Raw genomic sequence first — 22,732 nt, 5'->3', positions numbered from 1 at the left:
CATGTGTGGCTTTCGAGGTCAAGTTGCACACGTGTGCAAATTGGTCAACGTTATAAGACGAATAATGTTTTTCCGTTGCACGGAAGGTGATGGCGCCGCACCGAATGCGCTGATGCACAGCCGTGCCGGGCATGATCATGCCGCGCCTCCAGCAACCGAAAGCTTCGGCCCGCCGACCATCGCTGCATCGCGGCTGTCGGAAATTTCGCGAGCCACGCGCATCAGTGTCGGATAGTCGGCGCCCTCGCCCAGCGCGACATAGCCTGGACACATGAAGTCAGGCGTGCCGGCATCGACCTTGCCTAGGCTCAGCGGGTGATAGCTGCCGCCGGCCTGCTTGAGGATGAGCACCGCCGCCGCCACGTCCCACGGGTTGGAGCCGAACCCGGCGGAGGCATCGACCCAGCCGGCAGCGACGTGGCAGAGGCTGAGCGCCCCGCTGCCCGGCCGCCGCAGGGTCGAGAATGTCTCGGCCAGCACGCCGAAATTCTCCAGCGCCCGCTCGCGCCCGTCCAGCCTGAGGTCGCGCGCCACCGGATAGCCAGTGATCAGCGTCGCATGCCGCTCGTCGGCTATGGCGCGCGAACGCAGGGGCGCGCCGTTCAGCCAGGCACCGGTCAGGTCGGCCGAAAACAGCATGCCGGCAACAGGGTCGTAGACCGCGCCGGCGACGATCTCGCCGGCCTCCTCGCCGACCACGACGGAGTCGGGCACCTCGCCCAGGATGAAGGCGCGGATCGCCACCTCCGCCTCCTTGTCGTGTTTCGTCACCACGTCGTGCAGGTCGACCTTGTAGTCGACAGCCATGCTGGAGCGGAACGCCGCCAGGAGCGGCTCGCGCATCAACCGCGACGCCCTCTCGGCAATCGCTCGCAGGTGCCGGGATTCCTCGATGCCGGTCATGCCGCGATCCCCCGCGTCGTCTTGGCGAACAGCGCCAGCAGCCCGACTGGATCGGCAACGACGGCATCGGGCTTGAGCTTCAACTCGTAGGGCAGGTCATAGGTGCCCTTGTCCTCCATCAGGATGTTGCCGCCGACCCCGGCGCGTTTGCCGCACAGCACGTCACGGTCGAAATTGTCGCCGACATACCAGGCCTCGCCAGCCTCTATGCCCAGCTCACGCGTCGCCAGCCAGATCATCTCCGGGTTCGGCTTGCGCACCTTCGCCTCGTCGCTGTGGACGACCGTGGCGAACCGCCCGGTCAACCCATGGGCGTCGAGGAAATCGACATGCACCTGGCCGCACAGCGCGTTGCTGACGATGCCGACCGGCACGCCGGCTGCATCCGCTGCATCGAGCAGGTCGAGCATGCCGGTGCGCAACACGCGCTCGCTCTTCCAGCTGCCCATCTTGCGGCACAGGTCGTAGGCCTCGGCCACCACCACGTCGCGTGCCTGTTTTGGCCAGTCGCCGGCAACGAAATCGCCCCAGAATTCCTCGTGCTTCAGTTCGCGCGGCGCAAACGGCCGCGACATCGCATCCTTCCAATGCGAATCGGCAATGCCGCCCGCCTTGATGTCGGCGGCGATCTGCTCGGCCGAAAGCCCTGATACCCCAGCCTTGCCGAGCAGCCCGTGCACATGCGAGGCCAGCCGTTCGCGCCACCCCGGCACATGCGCCGTCGAAACGATCACGCCGCCAAAGTCGAGCAACAGCGCCTTTGGCGCCGCGAGGGTTCTCGCCGAGGGTTCGGTCATGCCATGATCTCCAGATCGAGCCAGTGGAAAAAAGCGGGACGGAGCCGAAGGAGACGGGCCCCGTCCCTAGCCCACCGGGAAACTATTTCTTGTAGGCGACGCGCCAGAGGTCCTGCCAATCCTGGCGCGCATCCCAGTCTTCGAGCGCCGTCGAGGCGTCGTATTGCTGCAGCTTGTCCAGCACCTTGCCGATGCCCGAAGGCTCGTCTGCCGGCAGCCCGATATCGGGATTGGTCGGCAGCTTGCCGTCCTTTACCTGCGGCGCGATGCCTTCTTCGGTCAGGATATAGTGGATGAACAGCTTGGCGGCGTTCGGGCTCTTGGTGCCGGTGGCGATCAGCCCGAGCTTGACATAGGTCCAGCCCGGCCACGGATCGAGGCCTTCGCACAGACCGAGCTTGAAGCCCTTGTCGGCGTTGTCGCGGAACTTGGCCGAACTCATCAATCCGAAGAACGGCTCCTTCTGGCCCGGCGCACCCACGCTTTCCGATATGGCATCGTCCGAATCGGAAAGCAGTGGTGCATTGCCCGCAAACGCCTTCACCCAGGCAGCCGTGGCGCTGTCTTCGCCGACCTCGATGTCCTTGCCGAAATGTGCCTTGTAGGCCGCCTTCATCTTGTCGTCGTCATGCGTCGCGGTCTGGTTGAACCAGTCGGGATAGGTGCCCTTGGACAGCGGGTCGTAGAAGGCGACCTTGCCTTTCCACTTGGGATCGGTGAGCTCCCAGATGTTCTTCACCGGGCAAGCGTCATGGACTTCCGTATTGTAGGCCCAGACGCTGGCATTGGTGGTAATCGCCAGCGGGTTCTGGAACTTGGCCGGGATCTTGTCGGCCATGTCCGGCGGCAGGTAGCTTTCTACGAACTTCTGCGGCAGGAGCTGTGCCAGCCCGGCCGGCGCATCGGTGATCAGCACCACGTCGCCCTTGACGTTCTTGGCCTGGCCCTCGCGCACGATCATCTCGAGCTGCGCGCTCGCCGACACCTTGATGCCGGTCGCCTTCACGCCGTACTTGGCCGAGAAGTTCTCGGCCATTTCGACGATCTTGCCGGTGCTGTCGTAGATGTTGATCGGCGCTTCCTTTTTCGCCGCCTCGACCAGCGCGTTGAGGTCGAAGGCCTCGGCCCGCGCCGGGGCCGACGCCAGCACCGCTGCCGCCATCATGCCCGCCAGCGCGGTCGTCGCGAGTGCAATTTTCCTGCTCGTTCCAAATGCCGGCTTCATTGTTTCCTCCCGAAAAATCCGGCTGAAACGCGCCCGGCCGAACGCCGGGCGCGGCAATCGCAAGCACTATTTCTTGTAGTTGATGCGCCACAGGTCCTGCCAATCCTGGCGCGCGTCCCAGTCGCCCTGGGCCGACGCCGAGTCGTAGGGGAAGATCTGGTCCAGCGCCTTGCCGATACCCGAAGGCTCGTCGTCAGGCAGCTTGGCGTCGGTGTTCGTCGACATCTTGCCGTCGGCCGCCTGCGGGGCGATGCCTTCCTCGGTCATCAGGTAGTGGATGAACAGCTTGGACGCATTCGGGCTGTCGGTGCCCTTGGCGATGAAGCCGAGGCTCGGATACATCCAGCCGGCGAACGGCTTCAGGCCGGTGCACAGGCCGAGCTTCGAACCGACATCCTGGTTGTTGCGGAACTTGGCCGAGCTGATCAGGCCGATGAACTGCTCCTTCTGGTCGGGTGCGCCGACAGCCTGCGCCGCGCCTTCGTCGGCATCGGTCAGGAGCGGGCCGTTGGCGGCCAGCGCCTTGACCCAGGCGGCGGTCGCGCCCTCCTCGTCGGTCACCAGCTCCTTGCCGAAATGGTCCTTGTAGGCCGCAGCCACCTTGTCGTCGGCATTGGTCGCCATCTGGTTGAACCAGTCGACATAGGACGCCTTGTTGAGCGGGTCCTGCATGGCGAGCTTGCCCTTCCACTTGGCCTCCGTCAGCTCCCAGATGTTCTTCACCGGGCAGCTTTCGTTGAGCTGGGTGTTGTAGGCAAAGACGTTGGCCTCGTTGGAGACGGTCAGCGGGTTCTGATACTGCGCCGGAATCTTGTCGGCGAGATCCGGCGGCAGCCAGCTCTCGACGAAGCCCTGCGGCACCAGCTGCGCCACGCCGGCCGGCACGTCGGAGATCTGGATGACGTCGCCCTGCACATTCTTGGCCTGGCCTTCGCGGATCACCATTTCCAGCTGCGCCGCGGCATTGGCCTTGGTGCCGGTCGCCTGCACGCCGTACTTCTTGGTGAAATTCTCGGCCTGTTTCACGATCTTGCCGGTGCTCGAATAGACGTTGAGCGGCGGCTCCTTCTTGGCCGCCTCGATCAGCGCGTTGAGGTCGAACTCCTCGGCCTGCGTTGCACCGGCAAACAGGCCGGCGGCAATGCCGAGCGCCGTCGCAGCAAGGAGCCGTTTCACATCGAAATGTCTGCTCATCTCTTCCTCCCTCTTTCGGGCCGGCTCCATGCCGGCCGTCTTGTTTCCCGATAGTCCTGCTTCATTCCCGGCGGACGGTCCTCCGCCGCCCACCGAACGTCTCAATGCAACTTGGCCGGTCGCGTCGCCCGGTCGGCCGCCTCCACGCGTTGGCCGGCCTTGTCGAAGACATGCAGCGCCTTGGGCTTGACCCACCAGGTCACGGCCTCGCCGACCTCGACCTCGGGCGACTGGTGGGTGGTCAAGAACAGTTTTTCGCCGGCAGCGGTCAGCTCGATGATCCAGCTGCCGCCCGTGGGCAGGATGCCGGTCACCTCCGCCTTGCCCGACAGCGCCCCTTCCGCAACGCCGCGCTCGGCGTCGGCGAGGCGGATCGCCTCCGGCCGGATGCCGATCGAACCGGCGTCGCGCAGCTCGGCAAAGCGCGTGCCGAGATAGGCATTGACCCGCCGCGACACCTCCGAATTGCCATCGTCCAGTTCGACGATGTTGATCGGCGGGTTGCCGACGAACTGCGCCACGAAGCGGTTGGCCGGGCGGTCATAGATGTCGTTGGGCGTACCGACCTGCTGCAGCTGGCCCTCGCTCATCACGGCGATGGTGGTGGCGAGCGTCATCGCCTCCCACTGGTCGTGGGTCACGAAGACGATCGTCGTCTTGAACTCGGCATGCAGCCGCTTGAGCTCGGCCCGCATCTCCAGGCGAAGGGCAGCGTCGAGGTTGGACAGCGGCTCGTCGAGCAGGAGCACCTCCGGATTGACCGCCAGCATGCGGGCCAAAGCCACGCGCTGCTGCTGGCCGCCCGACAGCTGCGAGGGATAGCGGTCGCGGTACTTCTCGATGCCCAGCGTCTTCATCACCTGGTCGACGCGCGCCTCGCGCTCGGCCTTCGGCATCTTGCGCAGGCGCAGGCCGAAGTCGGTGTTACGCTCGATGGTCAGATGCGGCCACAGCGCGTAGCTCTGGAACACCAGCCCCATCTCGCGCCGTTCCGGCGGCACGAACACGCCCTCGACCACGGAATCGACCACCTTGGGCCCGACGCGGATCTCGCCCGCCGTCAGGTGCTCCAGCCCCGCGATCATGCGCAAGGTCGTCGTCTTGCCACAGCCGGACGGTCCCAAAAGGCACATGAACTCGCCATCGCCGATTTCGAGATCGAGGTCGGCCACCGCATTGGCGGAATTGCCGCCGTAGTTCTTCTCGACGCCGCTCAGGTTGATCTTCGGCATGTCAGTTCCCCAGTCCTTGCGCGAGATTGGTCTTGGTCAGCTTCTGGCCGAGCAGCGCACCGAAATAGGCGAGGCCCGCGATGATGAGCACGACGGCATTGGCGGCCTGCGTGTAGTGGTAGTCGACCAGCCTGAGCGAATAGGTGGTCAGCACGTCGGTCGACGGCACCGCCAGCACGACGAACAGGCTGAGCCCCTTGATGCCCGAGATGAAGGGCAGCAGGATGCCCGTCGTCAGCGACCCCTTCTGGATCGGGATGACGATCGAGGTCATGCGGCGGAACCAGCCGGCGCCGGCGATCTGCGCCGCTTCCTCCGGGTCCTTGCCGAGTTGCGTCATCGCGGCGATGCCGGCGCGCGAGGCATAGGGCATCTGGTCGGCGATCAGCGCCAGCATCAGGATCAGCGTCGTGCCGTAGAGCGCGGGGATCGGGCCGCGCGGCACGGCGAACAGCGACAGATAGGCCGCGGCAAAGGCGATGCCCGGCACCAGATAAGGCAGGAACGTCACCTGGCGCAGGAAGGTGCCGAGCGGCCTCACCGGCGTGCGGGCCACGACATAACCGACCAGAAGCCCAAGAATGCCGGAGGTGATCGAGGCGACGCCGACGATGCGCAGGCTGTTCCACGCCGCATTCCACAGGTCTGGACTCAACAGGATGCCGGTCTGGAGCGCTACTGTGTTAAGGTTGGTGCCTATCCAGTAGTCGAGCGTGAAATTGTCGAGATTGAACTGGCCCGGCACCCGCATGATCGTCGACAGGAACAGCGTGCCGATCGGCAGGCCGACGCTGAGCACGAACATCAGCGCCGCGAAGCCGGTTGCCGGCATTCTCAGGATGCCGAGCGGGCTCAACCGGTTCATCGAGCCCTTCGAGCCGATGGTGACGAAGCGGCGCGCCTCGCGCATCAGCCGGGCGTCGATGGTGATGGTGATGATGCCGATCAGCATGATCGCACCTGCGAGCACGGCACCGACGCCGACCTGGCGCGACGAGATGTTCTGGTACAGCGATGTCGCCAGCACGTCGAAATTGACCGGCAGGCCGAGCACGTAGGGCACGCCGAATTCGCCGAGGCACTTGGCGAAGATCAGCACCATCGCCGACATCAGGGACGGGCGCATCAGCGGCATGATGATCTTGCTCGCCACTGTCAGCCTGCCGGCACCGAGGATGCGGGCCGAGTCCTCGAGCTGGGAATCGAAGCGGCGCAGCGCGTTGCCGAACAGCAGGATGACGAAGGGCGAGTAATGCAGCGCCAGGATGATCGTCACCGGCAGCTGGCCATAGGACAGCCAGTCGGGCGGCGAAAAGCCAAGCGACTCCAGCCAGCCGGGCTGGCCGCCGACGGTGCGGTTCTTGAACAGCGTCGTCCATGCCAGCGCGAAGGTCCAGGCCGGCAGCATGTAGGGCACGATGAGGGCTGTCGCGAACCAGCGCCGTCCGAACATGTCGGTGCGGCTGAGCAGCCAGGCCAGCGTGCCGCCCACCAACATCGACAGCACGATGGCGCCCGCCGCCACGCTCAGCGTGTTGACCAGTGGCTCCCAGAACAAATCGTGCGAGATGCGCGAGAGAAAGACGCGATCGAGATAATACCAGGTCAGCTCGCCGACATCCTGCTTGATGCGGCGCTCGTCGCCGAACTGGACGCGCATCGCGTCCGACAGCATCGAGATGATCGGCACGACGATGAGATAGGCAAACAGCGCGGCGGCCAGGATTCCGATGGTCGTCGTCGGTTCGCGCAGCGCCACCTTCATCCGATAGCGCAGGCGCTGGCCCCGCGTCGGCGCCGCAAGCCGGGATGCCGACCTGGGTGCCATGACTGCGGGTTTGGTCGATGTCTGGGCAGGCCCGCTCACGAAGCCCCCCTCCCTTCCCCAGTCGGGACGGCGCCTTGGCGACAGCCGCGATCCATCGGACGCGCGGCCAGTCCTTCATGCGTTGGCACGAACATGCATTCTCCTCCGCTGGTGCCTGTGGCTGGGCCTGGCGGACTAGGTCCGCTGCTTCCTCGCCGCCCTTGCTTCAGGCACGCCCGCCCTCCTCCGGGCAGACCGGCCCATCGCTGCGCCTGTTGGCATATTCATTCCATCCGCGGCACGTTCATGTCAATCCGGATTCGTCATATTTTTGCACAGGCGTGCAAAACAGCAAAAATTGGATGAAAAGCCTAATTTATTCGTTTGCAATGAGCTTTCCGTCGGCAACGCAGCATGAGATCAGAGAAAATTGTGCACTGCCGTGCAAGTTGAGTTTTCACCCGCTGCGGGCAGCAAAAAGCCCGCCCCGGGAACGGCGTAGCGGCCGACCCAGGGCGGGCCTCGAAGCTCGAGCCAGATATCCGGCGAGCCTACTTGACGATCTGGATGCTGGTATTGGCCGGACCGAAGGCCTCGACCAGTTCGTAGAAATCCTCGGCATTGTCAGGATGCAGGCGCACGCAGCCATGCGACGCCGGCCGGCCGAGCCGGCTGATGTGGTCGGTGGCGTGTACGGCATAGCCGCCGTTGAAGAACACCGAATGCGGCATCGGCGCGTTGTCGTATTTCCGCGAGTACCACATCTCGTGCATACGCGTCGGCTTGAAGGAGCCCTTCGGCGTGACATAGCCCTTGCCGCCAGTGGAGACCTTCCAGACGAAAGTGGTGCGTCCGTCGATCATGACATGCATCCTCTGCTCGCCGATCGACACACGGGCGACGATCTTGCTGGCAGCCTGCGCCGCACCCTGCCCGACCCCGAGGAGAAGGGCCGCGCCGGTCATTGCGACGGCCGTGATGTTGATGAACCGGGTGGAAAGGGCGAACTGCATGTCTTGCTCCATCTGCCGGCCACGCCGGACGTTGAATTGATGGGCAGCGTTATGCGCGCTCCATGTTTCGTTAATATTTCGTTTGAGCTATTTTCTCGTTTCGGTTGTGTTTCATAAATTATACACGCCGTTTCAGTTTCTGACCTATCCGCCACCGAAAATTGGCTGGCGGAGAGCCCATGATATCCGTTGGCACCTGCGCGACGGGCATTCCTCATCGCACATCCGGCGAAAAATGGCCGCCACGGCTGAATCCGCAACAGCATTGCAACAATAGAGGCCTGTCAGGGACAACCCGGCGGCATCTTCCCGATACAGCGGCCCGCCAAATTCACTCCCGACGAAACGAACGTTGCGAAAGCAGGATGGGCGCGAAACGGTTGGCTGCAAGATGGTTCCTGCGGGTGGGCGTCGCTACGGCGATACTGTCGGGGATCGGAGTTCTGGCCGACCCGGGCAACGCCATGGCAGCGGATTTGCTGCCGGTGCAGGACATGGCGCCGGCAGACCACGCCATTCTTGTCTTCGCAACAGCATTGTTCGTCGCAACTCTGCACATCGGTCGGGTCCATGGGCGTGGGTGCCTGGCCTGGGTGAGCAGAACCTCGCGCGTCACTCGCAGCGAGGACAGGATACCCGCGCCGTCCACGGCAGGTCAGGCGGCGCGGGTATTCGGTTGATTGCAGGCCGACACCACCAACCCCTGGGACGGAAACGGAACCCACGACCATGAAGAACAAATTCGTCGCATCCGTGCTTTCGGCACTTCTCTACACCCAGGGGCTTCTTGGCTTCGCCGCAGTGGCGAGCGTGCTCCTGAAGGACAGGGCCCACGCCGAAACGATGACGACCGGCATCGTCGAGACGGCCGTACCGGCCGCAGCCGCGCCGGCGCGCTGAAATCTTGGTCGCCGCAGCGACGTCAGTTCGGATTTTCGGCTGGAGCAGAGCCGGCCTCCTGGCCGGCCGCCTTTGTCGGCGGATCGAACCGGTAGCCCGATCCGCGGATCGTGGTGATGCTTTCCGTATCGAGCTTGCGGCGCAGGCGCACGATGCGCGAGTCGATCGAGCGGTCGAAGGCGTCGGCGCTCTCGGCCGGCGCCGCGGCCATGATGTCGTCGCGCGTCAGCACCTTCCTGGGCTGCGACAGGAACAGCTTGAGCAAGGCGATCTGTCCTGGCGACAACTGCTCCTCCTCGCCGGAACGGTGCATCACCAGCGCCGACCTCAGGTCGACGGTCGAATTCTCCAGCACCACCAATTCCTGGGTGCCGCGTCCCCGGCGCGCCAGGAGACCGCCGATGCGCGCGGCAAGCTCTCTGACATTGAGAGGGCTCTCCACGACATCGGCGGCGCCGAGTTCCAGTGCCAGCACCTTGTCGACCAGTTCGGTCGGCCGGCAGATCAGGATGAAATCGGGTCCGCCCTCGCCGCCAAAGGAGCGCAGCAGGTCGCGGCCTTGCGATGGCGTCAGGCCGTCGCCCACCACGACCACGTCGATACCGCGCGCCGAAAGCAGCGACTCGGCCTCCCACAGCCGACGCGCCGTGCGCACGTCATGGCCGCGCCGGTCGAGATGATCGGTCAGGTCGGAGGCAACGACCTCCGCTATGGCAACAAGTGCTACGACCGATCTTCCAGCCATGTTCCATCCCGCAGCAACAGTGTCGTCGCGACCATTGCCTGCCGGGCCGGTCTTGTCGCCGCTCCCAGGGGCAAGAAGATGCCGCGAGACGCGCTTGGCCGGGGATGGATCCCCAGTCTGGACGTTCGAAGCCTCTATTCGCCCCTAACGAGGCACAACGCCGTTAGCAACTGCCCACGCCAAATGATCACTGGACATCATGTTTATACCCAATCTACTTTCCGCCGATAGCGGAGGCGAGACTAAACTGCGCGCTCGGATTGTCATCGTTGAAGATGAGCCCGACCTGAGGGATGCCGTGGCCGAGTATCTCGGCGCGAACGGCTTTGACGTGACCGCCGTCGAAAGCGCAGCTGCCCTGCGCGCCCTGATCGAGACCGAACAGTTCCAGCTTGCCATTCTCGACATCGCCATGCCCGGCGAGGACGGTCTGTCGCTTGGCCGCTGGCTGCGCTCCAGGATGCCGATCGGCATCATCTACGCCACCGCAGCGGGCACCGCGCTCGACCGCATCGTCGGGCTCGAGATCGGCGCCGACGACTACATGGTCAAGCCCTACGAATTGCGTGAGCTTCTCGCGCGCGTTCGCAGCGTCATCCGACGCGTGCCGCAACCCGAGAGCTTCAGGCAGTCGCTGCTCGCCGCCCAGCCGCCACGCCGCACCATCGCCTTCGGCGCCTTCCAGGCCGATCTCGACGGCCGCCTGGTCACCGGCAGCGCCGGCACCATCATCGACATGGCCAAGAGCGAGTTCGACATGCTCGAGGTCTTCCTGACCCGGCCCAACCGGCTGCTCAGCCGCGCCACGATCTCGGAGGCCATCGGCTTCGCCGAAGACCCCGAATCCTCGCGCGCCGTCGACATCCGCATCATGCGGCTCAGGAAAAAGATCGAGGACGATCCGGCGAACCCGAAATTTCTGCGCACCGTACGCGGGGAAGGCTATATCTTCTCCCTGCCCGGCAGCGAAGGCTACTAGCGCATCGGCCCGAAAATCGGAGTCGATTTTCGGAAAGCACGATGCGCAATATTAGACACTTGGAGCGTCCTTTGTGCGTCTGATGGGACGCACGGCGCTCCAAAGCCTCCGGCCCAGCCAGGAACCGCGATGACCTTGTTGACCGTCTCACGCACCGACAATCCGTCGGGCACGCCGAGCCCCACCATCGTGGCGGGACAGATCGTGCGTCGGCTGCGTCAGGCCCAGGATTGGCAGATCGAGATCGATCACATCCTGGAATGTTTTGCCCGCGGCTTCGGCGGCCATCGCACCATCCTGTTCCGGCTGCGCGACCTGCCCGGCCAGGGCTTCGCGCAGTCCATCGCCGCCTATTGGGTCGACCCCAGGATCGACGCCTTCGCAGCACCGCCGACGACGATCAACCAGGCACTGGTGGAGTCCGACCCGCTGCTCGAACGCCTCGCCGAGGAAGGCCGCCAGGGCAAGATCTTCGCCGGGCTGACGCGGGACCTGACCGGCTTCCTGCGCAACGATTTCGAACAGCAGCACATCAAGTCGTTTCTGTCGGTGGCGGTCTCGGCACACGGCCATCTCTGGGGCACGCTGGCGGTCAACGATTGCATCGTCGAACGCAACTGGACAGACGACGAAATCGCCGCCCTCGAAATCATCGCCGCAGCCCTTGGCGACGCCGTCGAACGCTCGCTGTCGGAATACCATGTCAGCGAGATCATCCGCCGCACCATGTTGCAAGCCTCTCTCGACGCGATCATGGTGGTCGACGAGACTGGTTCGATCATCGAGTTCAACCCGGCCGCCGAGAAGATGTTCGGCTGGACGCGCGACGAGGTCCTCGGCAAGGACCTGCTCGATACGGTCATCCCCACCTACTACCGCAAGGGCTACAACAACGGCGCCGAATACCTCGCGGGCCGCGGCTCGCCGATGGTCGGCCACCGGCTCGAGACGGTGACCCAGAATGCGGCCGGCGAGATCATTCCGATCGAACTCACCGCCAACGAGATGCGGCTTGCCGACCGGCGGCTGATCCTCGGCTCGATCCGCGACCTCAGGGAAAAGCACCACGCCGAAGAAGAGATCAACCGCCAGCGCGAGAAGCTGCACCAGAACGAGAAGATGGCGGCCATGGGCTCGCTGCTCGCCGGTGTCTCGCACGAACTCAACAACCCGCTCGCGGTCGTCGTTGCCCAGTCGACGCTGCTGTACGAGTTTGCCCCCGACCCGCAGACCAAGCTGCGGGCCGAAAAGGTGCGCGCAGCCGCCGAGCGCTGTGGCCGCATCGTCAAGAGCTTCCTTGGCATGGTGCGCCTGCATCCCACCGCCCGCTCCGAGACGGACCTCAACCAGGTCATCCGCGCCGCCCTCGAAGTGACCGCCTATGGCGCGCGTTCGAGCGGCATCAGCATCGACACCGACCTGGCGCCGGGCCCGCTCAGCGTGATGGCCGACGCCGACCACATGACCCAGGTGGCAGCCAACTTCCTGGTCAACAGCCAGCATGCCCTTGCCGCCGCAAGCGAGCTGCGCAGCATCAAGGTCCGGACGTTCCGCAATGCCGACGGCAGCGCCGGTTTCTCGGTCGAGGACTCAGGCCCCGGCATCGCCGAGACCATCCGCGACCGCATCTTCGAGTCCTACTTCACCACCAAGCCGGTCGGCGTCGGCACCGGCATCGGCCTGTCCATCTCGAAAGCCATCGTCGACCGCCACAACGGCAAGATCTGGTTCGAGCCGGTGGAGCCGGCCGGCGCGCGTTTCGTCGTCGAGCTCCCTCCCATGCAGGCCGGCCACGGCACGGCCATGGAATCAGTTCCCAAGTCGAGCGGCCTGCGCCATGCGGTCATCATCGACGACGAGCCCGATGTCGCAGGTTCGCTGTCCGACATCCTCGAACTGATGGGCGTCAAGGCGCGGATCTTCTCGACCTGGGATTCGGATGCCGAAGCGCTGCTGGATCAGCCGGTCGACATCATCTTCTCCGATCTGCGCATGCCCGACCGGAGCGGCATCACCATTTTCCGCGAGATCGTCGCCAAGCAGCCCGGCATGGCGCAGCGTTTCGTGCTCGTCACCGGCGACCTGATCGGCGCCAAGGCCGAGCTCGAGCAGCTGCCGCCGAACCTCAAGCCGCACATTCTCGAAAAGCCGTTCAGCACCTTCGACGTGCGCAGTGCCCTGAGTGCAGTCAGCGATCAGGTCGCGGACAACGAGTAGACGACCCCGTCCCGGGGTCCGCAGCAAACGCGGCACGGAGGTCAGCACAGGCTCTCCCCACGCTAACTCTGACACCCCCATTTTACAGAGTCGACCCCGCCTACCGGACAAAAAAAGCCCCCACAGCCGAAGCTGCAGGGGCAGGTACGCGCTGGAGGATCTGAGTGCGCGGCAGGGAACGTGCCACGTTGCGGGGCCATCGCCCCGAACGCTGATCAGAAGATGTTGGGTGTGGTGCGGAGCGGCTCGGCGCTGGCGATCAGCCGCACCTTGCGTGCCTCGCGAATGCCGGCCTCCTTGGCGATGGCCTCGAGGCAGATCTCGTTCTCGACACCCCAGGCCTGCCCGCGGCAGGCGATATCGGTCTCCGACTGCGGCAGCCGGTCGGTCTTTGGCGTCGTGCGCGCACCGTCCATCATCCGTGGCGCCGAGCCAACCGAGGCGAATGCCGGCCCGCTGCCCGGCGCCCAGGCCATCGACGAAAGCGAGGCGATGACCAGCACCGAAAACATCGCCATCGGGTGCTCGTTCGCACGCTGGCGAAGAGCCAGGCGCGGGCGGCGGTAGATATGCGCGCGCGGCTGGAACTGACGGTCGAATTCGGAAACCTGCTTGGTGCCGGACATCGGATTTGCCTTTTTCGCTAAATTTCATTCCCCTATTAAAATGAACATATCCGCGCTTTGTAACGCGCGGATGCTGATCAGAAGCACCTAATGCAACAATCCAGAAACCACAAAACCAGTCAGTAATACTGCCAAATCGGTCACAATAATCCGCAATTTCCGTCACATCGGGCAATTGTCTGTACCATTTTGAGAAATGACCCACGTCGCCCGTGTAACAGCTCTTGCAGTGAGCGGATAAAATTCGAACCAAACGAAAGGGCCGACGCAACGGTCTTGCATCGGCCCTTTCGAGTTCACCCGTTCGTGCGGATCGGCCCTGAAGCCCACCGCCTTTGTCAGCTCTTCAGCACATCGGCCCATTCTGGATGTCGGCGGAACTGTGCCGCGGCGAATGGGCAGAGCGGGATGATCTTCTTGCCCGCGGCCCGCGCATCGTGCACCGCCCGGGTCACCAGCCTCAGGCCCGCGCCCTGGCCGCGGAAGGCATCGGGCACCCCGGTGTGGTCGATGATGATCTGGTCGTCGCCGACCTTCACGAACGTCATTTCCGCCTCTTCGCCGTTCGGAGCGCGAATGACGTAGCGTCCCTTGGCGCCATGATCCTCGAACTCGATCTCTTGAAGTTGTTCCGACATCATTCCTGCTCCGTCTTGGCGAAGAACCGCTTCGCGGCTTCGATTTCATTGGGCCGTACTTCGTGCCCGCCTTCATGCCATTCCAGGCTGACAGTCGCACCTGCGTCCCGCAGATGGGACTCGAGCCGGCTGGTCATGTCGGGCGGGCAGATCGGGTCGCGCCGCCCGGCAGTGATCAGCACGCGGCGCCCGGCCAGGCTGCCTTTCAAGTCGGGTGCGAACGGGATCAGCGGATGCATCAGCGCCGTCGCATCGAACGCATCGGGCGCGGCAAACAGCACCGAAGCCAGGATGTTGGCGCCGTTGGAATAGCCCAGCGCGTAAACCTCCGAAGGCTTCTCCGCCTCGACATGAGCCTTCACGAACCCGGCCATCTTCGCCGTCGCCCGGGCAAGGTCGTCCATGTCGTAGACGCCCTCGCCGGTACGGCGAAAGAAGCGCGCCGCCCCCATCTCGGAAACGTCGCCGCGGGGCGACACAACGGTCGCCCCCGGCACCAGGTCCCTGGCAAAACCGATCAGCTGGTTTTCGTCGCCGCCCGTGCCATGGAAGGCAAAAACCAGCGGGCTGCCCTGATTGCCGGGCAGCAGCTTGTGAATGTAGGCGTCCTTGCTCATCTGTCCCTCCTCAGTCGCCCAGCGGCTGCAGGTTCTTTTCCAGGTAGTCGCGCAGATGCGCATGCTGCGATGGCAGCTTCAGCGCTTCGCCGAGATGAGCCGTATCCTCGTCGCGGTCGAAGCCGGGCTCGTTTGTCGCCACCTCGAACAGCACGCCGCCAGGCGTGCGGAAATAGATCGCCCAGAAATAATCGCGGTCGATCACCGGCGTCACCTGGTAGCCCGTATCCATCAGCGCCTTGCGAACTTCGAGCTGCTTGGCCCGGTTCTCCACCGCAAAGGCGATGTGATGAACCGACCCGGCGCCCAGTCCCGCTGCGCCGGCACCCGGCAGCGTCTCGATGTCGATGAAGTCGGCGCCATTGCCATTCTTCACCGCCAGGCGTTTGGTGTTGCCCGACGCATCGACGTCCTCATAACCCATGAACTTCAGCAACTCCTCGGTAGCGCCGCCATCGCGCAGCCGAAGCGAAGCCGAATGAAAGCCGCGGATCGCCTGGTCGGCGGCCACGCCACCCTTGACCCACGGGGCGCGGTTGTCGCCCTTGGCCTCGACGAGCGCGAAACCGTCGCCATCCGGGCCGGCAAAGCCGAGGCGCTGCTCGCCGAACTTTTCATCGCGGGCGAGCCCTCTCACGCCTGCATCGGCAAAACGCTTTTCCCAGAACGGCAGCGCACCCTCGGGAACGGAGAACACGGTCGTGCCCACCTCGCCGACGCCGGGGCGGCCCTTGCCGATATTGGGGAACGGAAAATAGGTCATCACCGAACCCGGCGTGCCAAGCTCGTCAGCATAATAGAGATGATAGACGTCGGGCGCGTCGAAATTGACCGTCTTCTTGACCCGGCGCAGACCGAGCTTGTGGGTGAAGAACTGATTGTTCTCGGCCGCATCCCTGGCCATCGAAGTGACGTGGTGCAGGCCCTTGATCTGGTTGAGCATGATCTCGCTCCTTTCGCTTGCCCCGGCCCTTGCCGCGGCGTCGGGAGGAATATGGGCGCATCGACCGGTGCGGCATAGGCGCCGGTCGCAGAATGGTCTGTACTCATTTTGTGAACAATAAAGACAAATCCGTTCACACTTTTTGGTATGGTTGTTCGTCGCACAATGGCGCTTGTCCGGACCGGTGAATCCCGCTTCCTTGGCCACGCTTCTGAACATTTGGGGACCAGCGTGGCAAACACCGGCCGACGAAAGAACATCCTGCTCATCACCTGTGACCAATGGCGCGGCGACAGCCTGTCGGCCGTCGGCCATCCGGTCGTCCGCACGCCCAATGCCGACGCGCTCGCCCGCGAAGGCGTGCTGTTCAGCCGCCATTACGCCGGCACCGCGCCCTGCTCGCCGGCACGTGCCTGCCTCTATACCGGTCTCTATCAGATGAACAACCGCGTCTGCCGCAACGGCACGCCGCTCGACGACAGGCACGACAACATCGCCCGCGCCGCCCGCCGCGTCGGCTATGACCCGACCCTGTTCGGCTATACCGACGTCTCCCCCGACCCGCGCACCCGCGCGCCCGGCGACCCGTTCCTGCGCACCTATGAAGGCGTCTTGCCCGGCTTCACCACCAGGCAGCTTCTGCCCGAACACCAGAAGGCCTGGCTGTCCTGGCTCGCCATGCGCGGCATCGATTCCAGCGCCGGCTTCCCCGACATTCATCGCCCGGCCGACACCGGGGCACCGGAAGTGAGCTCCGCCGTGCCCGTCTATTCCGCCGACGAGACCCCGGCCGCCTTCCTCGCCGGCGAATTCCTGCGCTGGCTCGGCGAACAGGACCAAAGCGAGCCCTGGTTCGCCCATGTCTCGTTCCTCAGCCCGCATCCGCCCTTCATCGTCCCGGAGCCGTTCAACACCATGTACGACCCGGCCGAAGGGCCTGCCTATCATGGCGCCGCAAGCGTCGAAGCGGAGAAGGCCAGCCATCCCTTCCTCGCCTATCACCTCGAGCATCACCAGAAAAAATCGAGCTTCATCCCCGGGGCAACAGGCACCGTCGGCGATTGGAGCGAGGACGAGTTCCGCAAGATCCGCGCGCTCTACTACGGCATGATCTCGGAGGTCGATTCCCAGCTCGGCCGCATCTGGCAGGGCATCAGGGACAAGGGCGACTGGGACGACACCATCGTCATTCTTACTTCCGACCACGCCGAGATGATGGGCGACCATTTCATGCTCGGCAAGGGCGGCTGGTTCGACGGCAGCTATCACCTCCCGCTCATCGTCAAGGCCCCCGGTCACGACGCGGCGGCAGGCACCCGGGTCGACCATTTCACCAGTGCCGTCGACATCATGCCGACCCTGCTCGACCTGATCGGCGGCGAACCCTTGCCGCATCTCGACGGCCAGTCGCTGAAACCATTCCTGGACCGCGAAGAACCCGAAAACTGGCGCGACGCAGCCTTTTGGGAATATGATTTCCGCTCGGTCGCCGAAGGCACCACCGAAGCGTATTTCGGCCTCGGCTCGCGCGCCCTCAACCTCGCTGTCATCCGCACGGAAGCGGTCAAGTATGTGCATTTCGGCGGCGGCCTGCCGCCGCTGCTCTATGACCTCGCCAACGACCCCGGCGAAACGCGCAACCTGGCCGATGATCCGGCCTGGCTACGCATACGCCTGGAATTCGCCGAGCGGCTGCTGGCCTGGCGTGCACGGCATCTCGACCAGTCGCTTGCCCTGTCGGAACTCGCCGCCGGCGGCGCTACCGGCCATTTTGCCAGGCTGCCCTGAAACGCAGAAGACCCGCGCCGAAGCGCGGGCCTTCCGGCTCCGATGCCGCGCGACGGTTCTGTCGCGCGGCACCTGGTCCGCCGCATCTACTGGGTGATGATCAGGCGCTGCTCGTCACGCTTCGCAGCCCAGCTGCTGGCGTCGTAGGCCGGCTGGGCCTCGAGCTGCTCCTTGTTGAAGTTCGTGTAGAGATACTTGTTGCCATCGGCGTCGACCATGAAGGCAAGGTTGTCGCTGCCGACCGCGACCTTCTTTTCGCCCATGCCGAGGAAGCCGCCGACATCGATGACATAGGCGTCGATCTTGCCGTCCGCCGTCATCAGGATATCGCCGATCTCGCCGATATTGGCGTCATCGGCACCGTAGACCGTGGTGCCCATCAGCTCTTCGGCACGCAGGTCGGCGGCAGGCATTTCCTTGAGCGTCGACTTGTCGATCGCCGCGGTCTTGGTGTCGTCGGTCGTGGCCGCGTCAGGCGTCGTCGCCGCCGGGGCCTCGGCACTCTGGTCGGCCGGCGGGGTCGTGGCTTCCGGCGTTGCCGGCGCAACCGGTGCCTGCGCGGTCTGGTCGGCCGCCGGCGCTGCCGGATCGGTCGCCGCTACGGGTGCAGGGGCGGGATCATAGCCGCGGCGGTCGAAATCGGGCAGCGCCTGCAGCTGTTCCTTGGTCGTCGCCATCACCAGCCAGCGGTCGCCGTTCTTCTCGGCCCAGTCGAATTCTTTGTACGGCAGGGCGACGTTCTTTTCGCCGATGCCGAGGAACCCGCCGACGCCGATGATCAGCTGGTCGGCCGTGCCGTCGGCGGCAAGCACGATGTCGTTGACGTTACCGATATTCTCGGCGTCGTCGGCAGCACTGTTGTAGACCTTCTCGCCGATGATGTTGGTGGCGAGGAAGCCGTCGGCGTGCGGAATCACCTCCGGGGTTGCCGGAGCTGCTTCAGTCGGCGTGGCCGGAGCCGGCGCAGGAGCCGTGGTGTCCTGGGCATAGGCGCCGGTGGCGAGCAGAGCTGCGATAGCGGTCGTGGCCAAAAGATTGCGGATCATGGTAAAGTCTCCTCGTGCGTGTTTCATGCATGCCGCGCCTGGATCAGTCTTTTGCGGGAAGGGTCCGGCGCGGCCCTTACCGGTTCACAACGTCGCGATCCCGTCATGGTTCCGAATTTTGCCCCGCTGATTTCCCCCGATACGGGTTCCGGTACCATGCTCCGCTGACCCAGCGGGCAATTCGAAAAGTTCTTTGCTGACGTCTATTTAGCCCGGCGTCGTGGTCGACTGGGTGGCGTTCTTGTCGATCATCTCGCCGTAGAATTCTGCGCCGCCCCAGGCAGCGAAGGCCAGCAGCATTGCCGCCAGGAGCACGAGCAGCACATGGCGGCCGCGCGTCCCCTGACGCGCTTTCCGGGCTGGAATGATCTTGGTCATCGGTACTCTCCCTTCGGGTTCGGATAGGGCTAACGACCGTCTTCCGGCATGGTTCCGCTGTTTCGGCCAAGGCTTTTCAAGCGCGCTTCGCCCGTCTAGTTTCCATTCTGGGAAGGGGGCCGTCGTGCAGGACAACGAAACCATCGACGCTGGCGTGGTCGAAAGCGACCAGGACAAGGCAAGCGTTGCCGGCGCTGCCGAAGCCCTGCCCGATCCGGATTTCGACCGGCTGACCAGCCTCGCGGCGGCACTCTGTCAGGCACCCGCCGTCCTGCTCACGCTGGTCGATACGGCAGGTGTGCAATCGATCCACTCGCATGTCGGCATCGATGCCGGCGAGGCCGCCGACGTGATCGCTGCCGCTTCGCCGAGCCCGGCTTTCGCCTTCCGCTTCGCCGTGCCGATTGTCGCCGCTGGCAGCCAGGTCGGATCGCTCATCATCCTCGACCGCGAGCAGCGTCCGCCGCCTGAGCCTGTACAGGTCCAGCACCTCGAGGCGATCGCCGGGATCGCCGCCAGCCTGGTCATGCTGCGCACCCGATCGCAGGCTGGCGCCCGCGCCGAGGCCGCCCTGGCCCATGCCGAGACCCGCCGGGCGGTCGCGCTCGAAGCGGCGGCGCTGGCAAGCTGGGTCTGGGATCCGCGCACGGGCGTGGTCGAATGCGACACGCTCCTGCCCGAACTCTTCAACATGCCCCCGGCAACCAGGATGCGGGCGCGCGACATCGTCGTTGCCATCGACCGGCGCGACATCGACAAGACGCGCAAGATGTTCCGCGAGGCCCTCGAAGGCAGCGACGACTACTCCGGCGAATACCGCATCAAGGGTCCCCATCCCCTGCGCTGGCTGGCGGCCCGCGGCCGGGTCGTCGAACGCGATGCCGACGGGCGGCCGACGCTGGTCTTCGGCGTCAACTACGACGTCACCGAACGCCGCCACGCCGAGGAGCGCCAGCGCCTGCTGCTGCGCGAGATCAACCATCGCGTCAAGAACACGCTGGCGACCGTGCAGGCGCTCGCCACCCAGACCGTGCGCTATGCCCGCGAGCCGCGCGAGTTCCTCGACGCCTTCAGCCAGCGGCTGCGCGCCCTCGGCCTCGCCCATGGGCTTCTGTCGGAATATGAGTGGCGCGGCATCGGCATCCGCGATCTCTCCAGGATGGAGCTCAGCCCGTTCGACGACGCCGACGTGCCGCGAATTTCGATCGTCGGCCAGGATGCGCTGCTGACGCCCGACCAGGCGCTGGGCCTCGCGCTCATCCTCCACGAACTCGCCAGCAACGCGCTGAAATACGGCGCGCTGTCGGTGCCGGGCGGCAAGGTGTCCCTGTCATGGACGATCAGGGGCGGCAAGGGCGCAAAGCGCCTGCACCTCGAATGGATGGAGCGCGGCGGCCCGGAAGTCGAACCGCCCCAGCATCATGGCTTCGGTTCGATCCTCATCCGGCGCAGCCTGGCCAAGGTGATCTCGAGCGAGGTCAGGCACGAATTCCCTCCCGAAGGCGTGCGGGCGGAGATCTCCTTGCCGTTCGGCGAGCCCGCAGAAACCACCGCCTAGGCGGTCATTCGCCGGCCACCCCGTCGCTGTCGTCCGGCTTCCTGTTTTCGCGGTAGATGGCATAGGCAGCCAGTGCCACGACCGGCCCCAGCATCGCGCCGATGCCGCCCTTGCTGCGCAGCAATGCCGGCAGCAAGGCTACGGCCGCCGTAGTGCCGAGTGCGGCAAGGTCGGTGCGCCGGCGGTTCCGGTCGGCGCGAGCGCGGGAGCCGGCGGCGAGCTTGTGGATGAGCAGGATCAGTCCGGCGAGCACCAGGAAGCCCAGGCCGAAGCCGAGCGCTGCCTCGACGTGACCAAACCTTCGTGCCGCCCAGACGAAGGCGGCGCCGACAAGGAAGCCCACGCCGCACAATGCGGCCAGTCCGGCCGCCAGATAAGCGACCGCCGCCCTGCGGGCGCGCCGCAGGGCCAGTGTCGTCTCGCCGGTGGCGAAACCCGCAATCAGTGATGCCAGCATGGGTCCCCCGGCCACCGACTAGCGCCGCGCCAGAAGCGCAACGAGAAAACCGACGCCGGCGGCGATGGCCAGGGACGTCACCGGCTTTTCGCGCACGGTGGCCATGAACTGTTCCTCGATGTCCCTGGCATTGCTGCGCAAGGCCTCGACGGCTGCATCGCTTTGCGCCTTCAGCTGGTCCGCGCCTTGCGCCGCCGCCCGTCGCGCGGCGCCATAGCCGTGCTCTCCAGTCGCCGCCAGCTGCTTGGCGAGCGCTTCGATGTCGGCCTTCAATTGCTTGATGTCGGCTTCGAGGTCCGGGGGCGTCTTGGTGCCGTTGCCGGGCTTTCCTGCAGCTGTCGCCATGTCGATACTCCTTGCGTTCGATGGGGTCGAAACGCCCTATGCGCCCGTCGGTTCCCGTCGCCGCAGGAACCATCGCCGACCGCCGGACGTTTTGCCAGTCCCGTCGAGCTGGAAACCGTCGATGTCGAACCGCACCATCAAGAAGGCACCGACCGTTCGCCTGCCGCCGAAATCGAACTTCGAACTGCTGCTGGTGCGCGGTTCGCAGGTGTCGATCATCTTCGTCGGGATCATCGCCACCGTGTTCGCGCTCCACGCCGGCGAGTTCATCCTCACCCCGATCGGCCTCGGCGTCGTCATCGGCCTGATGCTGGGCCCGCTGGCCTCCCGGCTCGAGCGGCCCGGCGTCCCGCCGGCGCTGTCCGCCGCCGTCGTGGTGTTGCTGTTCATCCTCGCCGTCGGCATCTTTGCGCTTCTGGTCGCCTCGCCGCTCAGCTTCTGGCTTCAGCGCCTGCCGCAGATATGGGCCCAGCTGGCCAGGCAGCTGTCCGAACTGCAGGGGCCTCTCGAAACCTTCAAGAGCATGCGCGAGCAATTGCGCCAGGTCACCGGCGGCGAAGGCGTTTCGGTTTCCGTCGACGAAGGCATGGGTGTCGAGACGATGGCGACCCTCGCTCCTGCCGTCGTCGCCCAGGTGCTGCTGTTTTTCGCCAGTCTCTATTTCTTTGTAGCAACCCGCTACCAGACCCGCACCGCCGTCCTTCGCGTCTGCTTCAACCGCCGCCTGCGCTGGCGCGTCGCCCATATCTTCCGCGACGTCGAACAGCTCGTCTCGCAATATCTGCTGTCGATCACCGCGATCAACTTCGCCGAAGGCCTGACTGTCGGCATCGGGCTTTACCTTCTCGGCGTGCCCTCGGCACCCCTGTGGGGGGCGTTGGCGATCGTCACCAATTTCGTGCCTTTCGTCGGCCCCCTGGTCATGGTGGTCATCCTGTTCGCCGTCGGCCTGACCGAGTTCGACACCATCGGCACCAGCCTGCTGCCGGTCGCGCTCTATCTCGGCGTCAACACCATCGAGGGCCAGTTCGTCACGCCGATGGTCATCGGCCGCACGATGACGCTCAATCCCTTCGTCGTGCTGCTCGCCCTGGCATTCTGGATCTGGCTGTGGGGCGCCATCGGCGGCTTCATCGCCATCCCGGCGCTGCTCGTCGGCTACGCCATCATCCGCAACGTGCTGCCGGGCGTGAACTGGGGCGTCGACGACCTGGACCGCCAGTACGGACGCTAGAGCCCTTCATGTTTTAACGGAAGCGTATCCGGCGTTTTCGAAGTAGTTCCTGCATTCGGCTGCCTCGATGGTTTCGACGAGGTGGCCGAT

23 protein-coding genes are annotated in these 22,732 nt (G+C 64.9%); 7 read left to right on the top strand and 16 right to left on the bottom strand.

Annotation, left to right across the window (positions count from 1 at the left end):
• Positions 1-135 precede the first annotated feature (135 nt).
• The 7 genes from GGR00_RS25725 to GGR00_RS25695 all read right to left on the bottom strand — a co-directional run bounded on the left by GGR00_RS25725 (position 136) and on the right by GGR00_RS25695 (position 8,171).
• Positions 136-903, bottom strand: a complete 768-nt coding sequence (locus tag GGR00_RS25725; RefSeq protein WP_184702180.1) for an inositol monophosphatase family protein — start codon at positions 901-903, stop codon at positions 136-138.
• Positions 900-1,700, bottom strand: a complete 801-nt coding sequence (locus GGR00_RS25720; protein WP_055974104.1) for an HAD family hydrolase — start codon at positions 1,698-1,700, stop codon at positions 900-902. The genes GGR00_RS25725 and GGR00_RS25720 overlap by 4 nt, the downstream gene beginning before the upstream one ends.
• Before the next feature lie 82 nt (positions 1,701-1,782).
• Positions 1,783-2,925 carry an ABC transporter substrate-binding protein gene (locus GGR00_RS25715; RefSeq protein ID WP_184702179.1) on the bottom strand — a complete coding sequence of 381 codons (1,143 nt, stop codon included), beginning with the start codon at positions 2,923-2,925 and terminating at the stop codon, positions 1,783-1,785.
• 66 nt (positions 2,926-2,991) lie between these two features.
• Positions 2,992-4,119: an ABC transporter substrate-binding protein gene (locus GGR00_RS25710; RefSeq protein ID WP_184702177.1), complete on the bottom strand. Its 1,128-nt coding sequence runs from the start codon at positions 4,117-4,119 to the stop codon at positions 2,992-2,994.
• A 101-nt stretch (positions 4,120-4,220) separates the two neighbouring features.
• A complete protein-coding gene (locus GGR00_RS25705; RefSeq protein ID WP_184702175.1) occupies positions 4,221-5,351 on the bottom strand; it encodes an ABC transporter ATP-binding protein in 1,131 nt (376 codons plus the stop codon).
• A gap of 1 nt (position 5,352) precedes the next feature.
• Positions 5,353-7,179 carry an ABC transporter permease gene (locus tag GGR00_RS25700; protein ID WP_184702212.1) on the bottom strand — a complete coding sequence of 609 codons (1,827 nt, stop codon included), beginning with the start codon at positions 7,177-7,179 and terminating at the stop codon, positions 5,353-5,355.
• A gap of 530 nt (positions 7,180-7,709) precedes the next feature.
• Positions 7,710-8,171 (bottom strand): L,D-transpeptidase, encoded by a 462-nt coding sequence (locus GGR00_RS25695; protein ID WP_184702173.1) that lies wholly within the window; start codon positions 8,169-8,171, stop codon positions 7,710-7,712.
• A 179-nt stretch (positions 8,172-8,350) separates the two neighbouring features.
• Between GGR00_RS25695 and GGR00_RS25690 the strand changes: the two genes are divergently transcribed.
• On the top strand, positions 8,351-8,851 hold the full coding sequence (locus GGR00_RS25690; protein ID WP_156381192.1) for a hypothetical protein: 501 nt from the start codon (positions 8,351-8,353) through the stop codon (positions 8,849-8,851).
• A gap of 49 nt (positions 8,852-8,900) precedes the next feature.
• Entirely contained in the window at positions 8,901-9,071 is a 171-nt protein-coding gene (locus GGR00_RS25685) for a hypothetical protein (protein WP_184117369.1), read from the top strand.
• A gap of 22 nt (positions 9,072-9,093) precedes the next feature.
• Here GGR00_RS25685 and GGR00_RS25680 read toward each other — a convergent pair whose 3' ends face one another.
• Positions 9,094-9,816, bottom strand: coding sequence for a response regulator transcription factor (locus GGR00_RS25680; RefSeq protein WP_184702171.1), 723 nt, complete (start codon positions 9,814-9,816; stop codon positions 9,094-9,096).
• A 199-nt stretch (positions 9,817-10,015) separates the two neighbouring features.
• Between GGR00_RS25680 and GGR00_RS25675 the strand changes: the two genes are divergently transcribed.
• Together GGR00_RS25675 and GGR00_RS25670 are read left to right on the top strand one after the other, a co-directional pair.
• On the top strand, positions 10,016-10,795 hold the full coding sequence (locus tag GGR00_RS25675) for a response regulator (RefSeq protein ID WP_184117370.1): 780 nt from the start codon (positions 10,016-10,018) through the stop codon (positions 10,793-10,795).
• 129 nt (positions 10,796-10,924) lie between these two features.
• Positions 10,925-13,012, top strand: a complete 2,088-nt coding sequence (locus GGR00_RS25670) for a sensor histidine kinase (protein ID WP_184702169.1) — start codon at positions 10,925-10,927, stop codon at positions 13,010-13,012.
• A gap of 215 nt (positions 13,013-13,227) precedes the next feature.
• Here GGR00_RS25670 and GGR00_RS25665 read toward each other — a convergent pair whose 3' ends face one another.
• The 4 genes from GGR00_RS25665 to GGR00_RS25650 form a co-directional block, all read right to left on the bottom strand.
• Positions 13,228-13,638 (bottom strand): hypothetical protein, encoded by a 411-nt coding sequence (locus GGR00_RS25665; protein WP_055974124.1) that lies wholly within the window; start codon positions 13,636-13,638, stop codon positions 13,228-13,230.
• 338 nt (positions 13,639-13,976) lie between these two features.
• Positions 13,977-14,276: a GNAT family N-acetyltransferase gene (locus GGR00_RS25660; RefSeq protein WP_055974129.1), complete on the bottom strand. Its 300-nt coding sequence runs from the start codon at positions 14,274-14,276 to the stop codon at positions 13,977-13,979.
• On the bottom strand, positions 14,276-14,893 hold the full coding sequence (locus GGR00_RS25655) for an alpha/beta hydrolase (protein ID WP_184702167.1): 618 nt from the start codon (positions 14,891-14,893) through the stop codon (positions 14,276-14,278). Before GGR00_RS25655 ends, GGR00_RS25660 begins: the two co-directional genes overlap by 1 nt.
• Positions 14,894-14,903: 10 nt before the next feature.
• Complete coding sequence (locus GGR00_RS25650; RefSeq protein ID WP_184702165.1) at positions 14,904-15,836, bottom strand: VOC family protein; 933 nt, start codon at positions 15,834-15,836, stop codon at positions 14,904-14,906.
• Between the two features lie 231 nt (positions 15,837-16,067).
• Between GGR00_RS25650 and GGR00_RS25645 the strand changes: the two genes are divergently transcribed.
• A complete protein-coding gene (locus GGR00_RS25645) occupies positions 16,068-17,624 on the top strand; it encodes a sulfatase-like hydrolase/transferase (RefSeq protein WP_184702163.1) in 1,557 nt (518 codons plus the stop codon).
• A gap of 86 nt (positions 17,625-17,710) precedes the next feature.
• Here the strand turns inward: GGR00_RS25645 and GGR00_RS25640 are convergent, their stop codons facing one another.
• Both GGR00_RS25640 and GGR00_RS25635 read right to left on the bottom strand, forming a co-directional pair.
• Positions 17,711-18,670, bottom strand: coding sequence for a PRC-barrel domain-containing protein (locus GGR00_RS25640; RefSeq protein WP_184702161.1), 960 nt, complete (start codon positions 18,668-18,670; stop codon positions 17,711-17,713).
• Positions 18,671-18,877: 207 nt separating this feature from the next.
• Positions 18,878-19,048 (bottom strand): hypothetical protein, encoded by a 171-nt coding sequence (locus GGR00_RS25635; RefSeq protein ID WP_184117371.1) that lies wholly within the window; start codon positions 19,046-19,048, stop codon positions 18,878-18,880.
• A 124-nt stretch (positions 19,049-19,172) separates the two neighbouring features.
• Between GGR00_RS25635 and GGR00_RS25630 the strand changes: the two genes are divergently transcribed.
• On the top strand, positions 19,173-20,606 hold the full coding sequence (locus GGR00_RS25630) for a sensor histidine kinase (protein ID WP_377865375.1): 1,434 nt from the start codon (positions 19,173-19,175) through the stop codon (positions 20,604-20,606).
• Between the two features lie 4 nt (positions 20,607-20,610).
• Here the strand turns inward: GGR00_RS25630 and GGR00_RS25625 are convergent, their stop codons facing one another.
• Complete coding sequence (locus tag GGR00_RS25625) at positions 20,611-21,063, bottom strand: hypothetical protein (protein WP_055974146.1); 453 nt, start codon at positions 21,061-21,063, stop codon at positions 20,611-20,613.
• A gap of 18 nt (positions 21,064-21,081) precedes the next feature.
• On the bottom strand, positions 21,082-21,408 hold the full coding sequence (locus tag GGR00_RS25620) for an ElaB/YgaM/YqjD family protein (protein WP_184702157.1): 327 nt from the start codon (positions 21,406-21,408) through the stop codon (positions 21,082-21,084).
• A gap of 121 nt (positions 21,409-21,529) precedes the next feature.
• On the opposite strand from GGR00_RS25620, the gene GGR00_RS25615 reads away from it, so the two are divergent.
• Entirely contained in the window at positions 21,530-22,642 is a 1,113-nt protein-coding gene (locus tag GGR00_RS25615) for an AI-2E family transporter (RefSeq protein WP_184702155.1), read from the top strand.
• The last annotated feature ends 90 nt before the right edge of the window (positions 22,643-22,732 follow it).

The sequence above is a fragment of the Aminobacter aganoensis genome, assembly GCF_014206975.1.
GTDB classification, from domain to species: Bacteria; Pseudomonadota; Alphaproteobacteria; order Rhizobiales; family Rhizobiaceae; genus Aminobacter; species Aminobacter aganoensis.
This window is presented reverse-complemented; position numbering and strand designations above follow the sequence as displayed.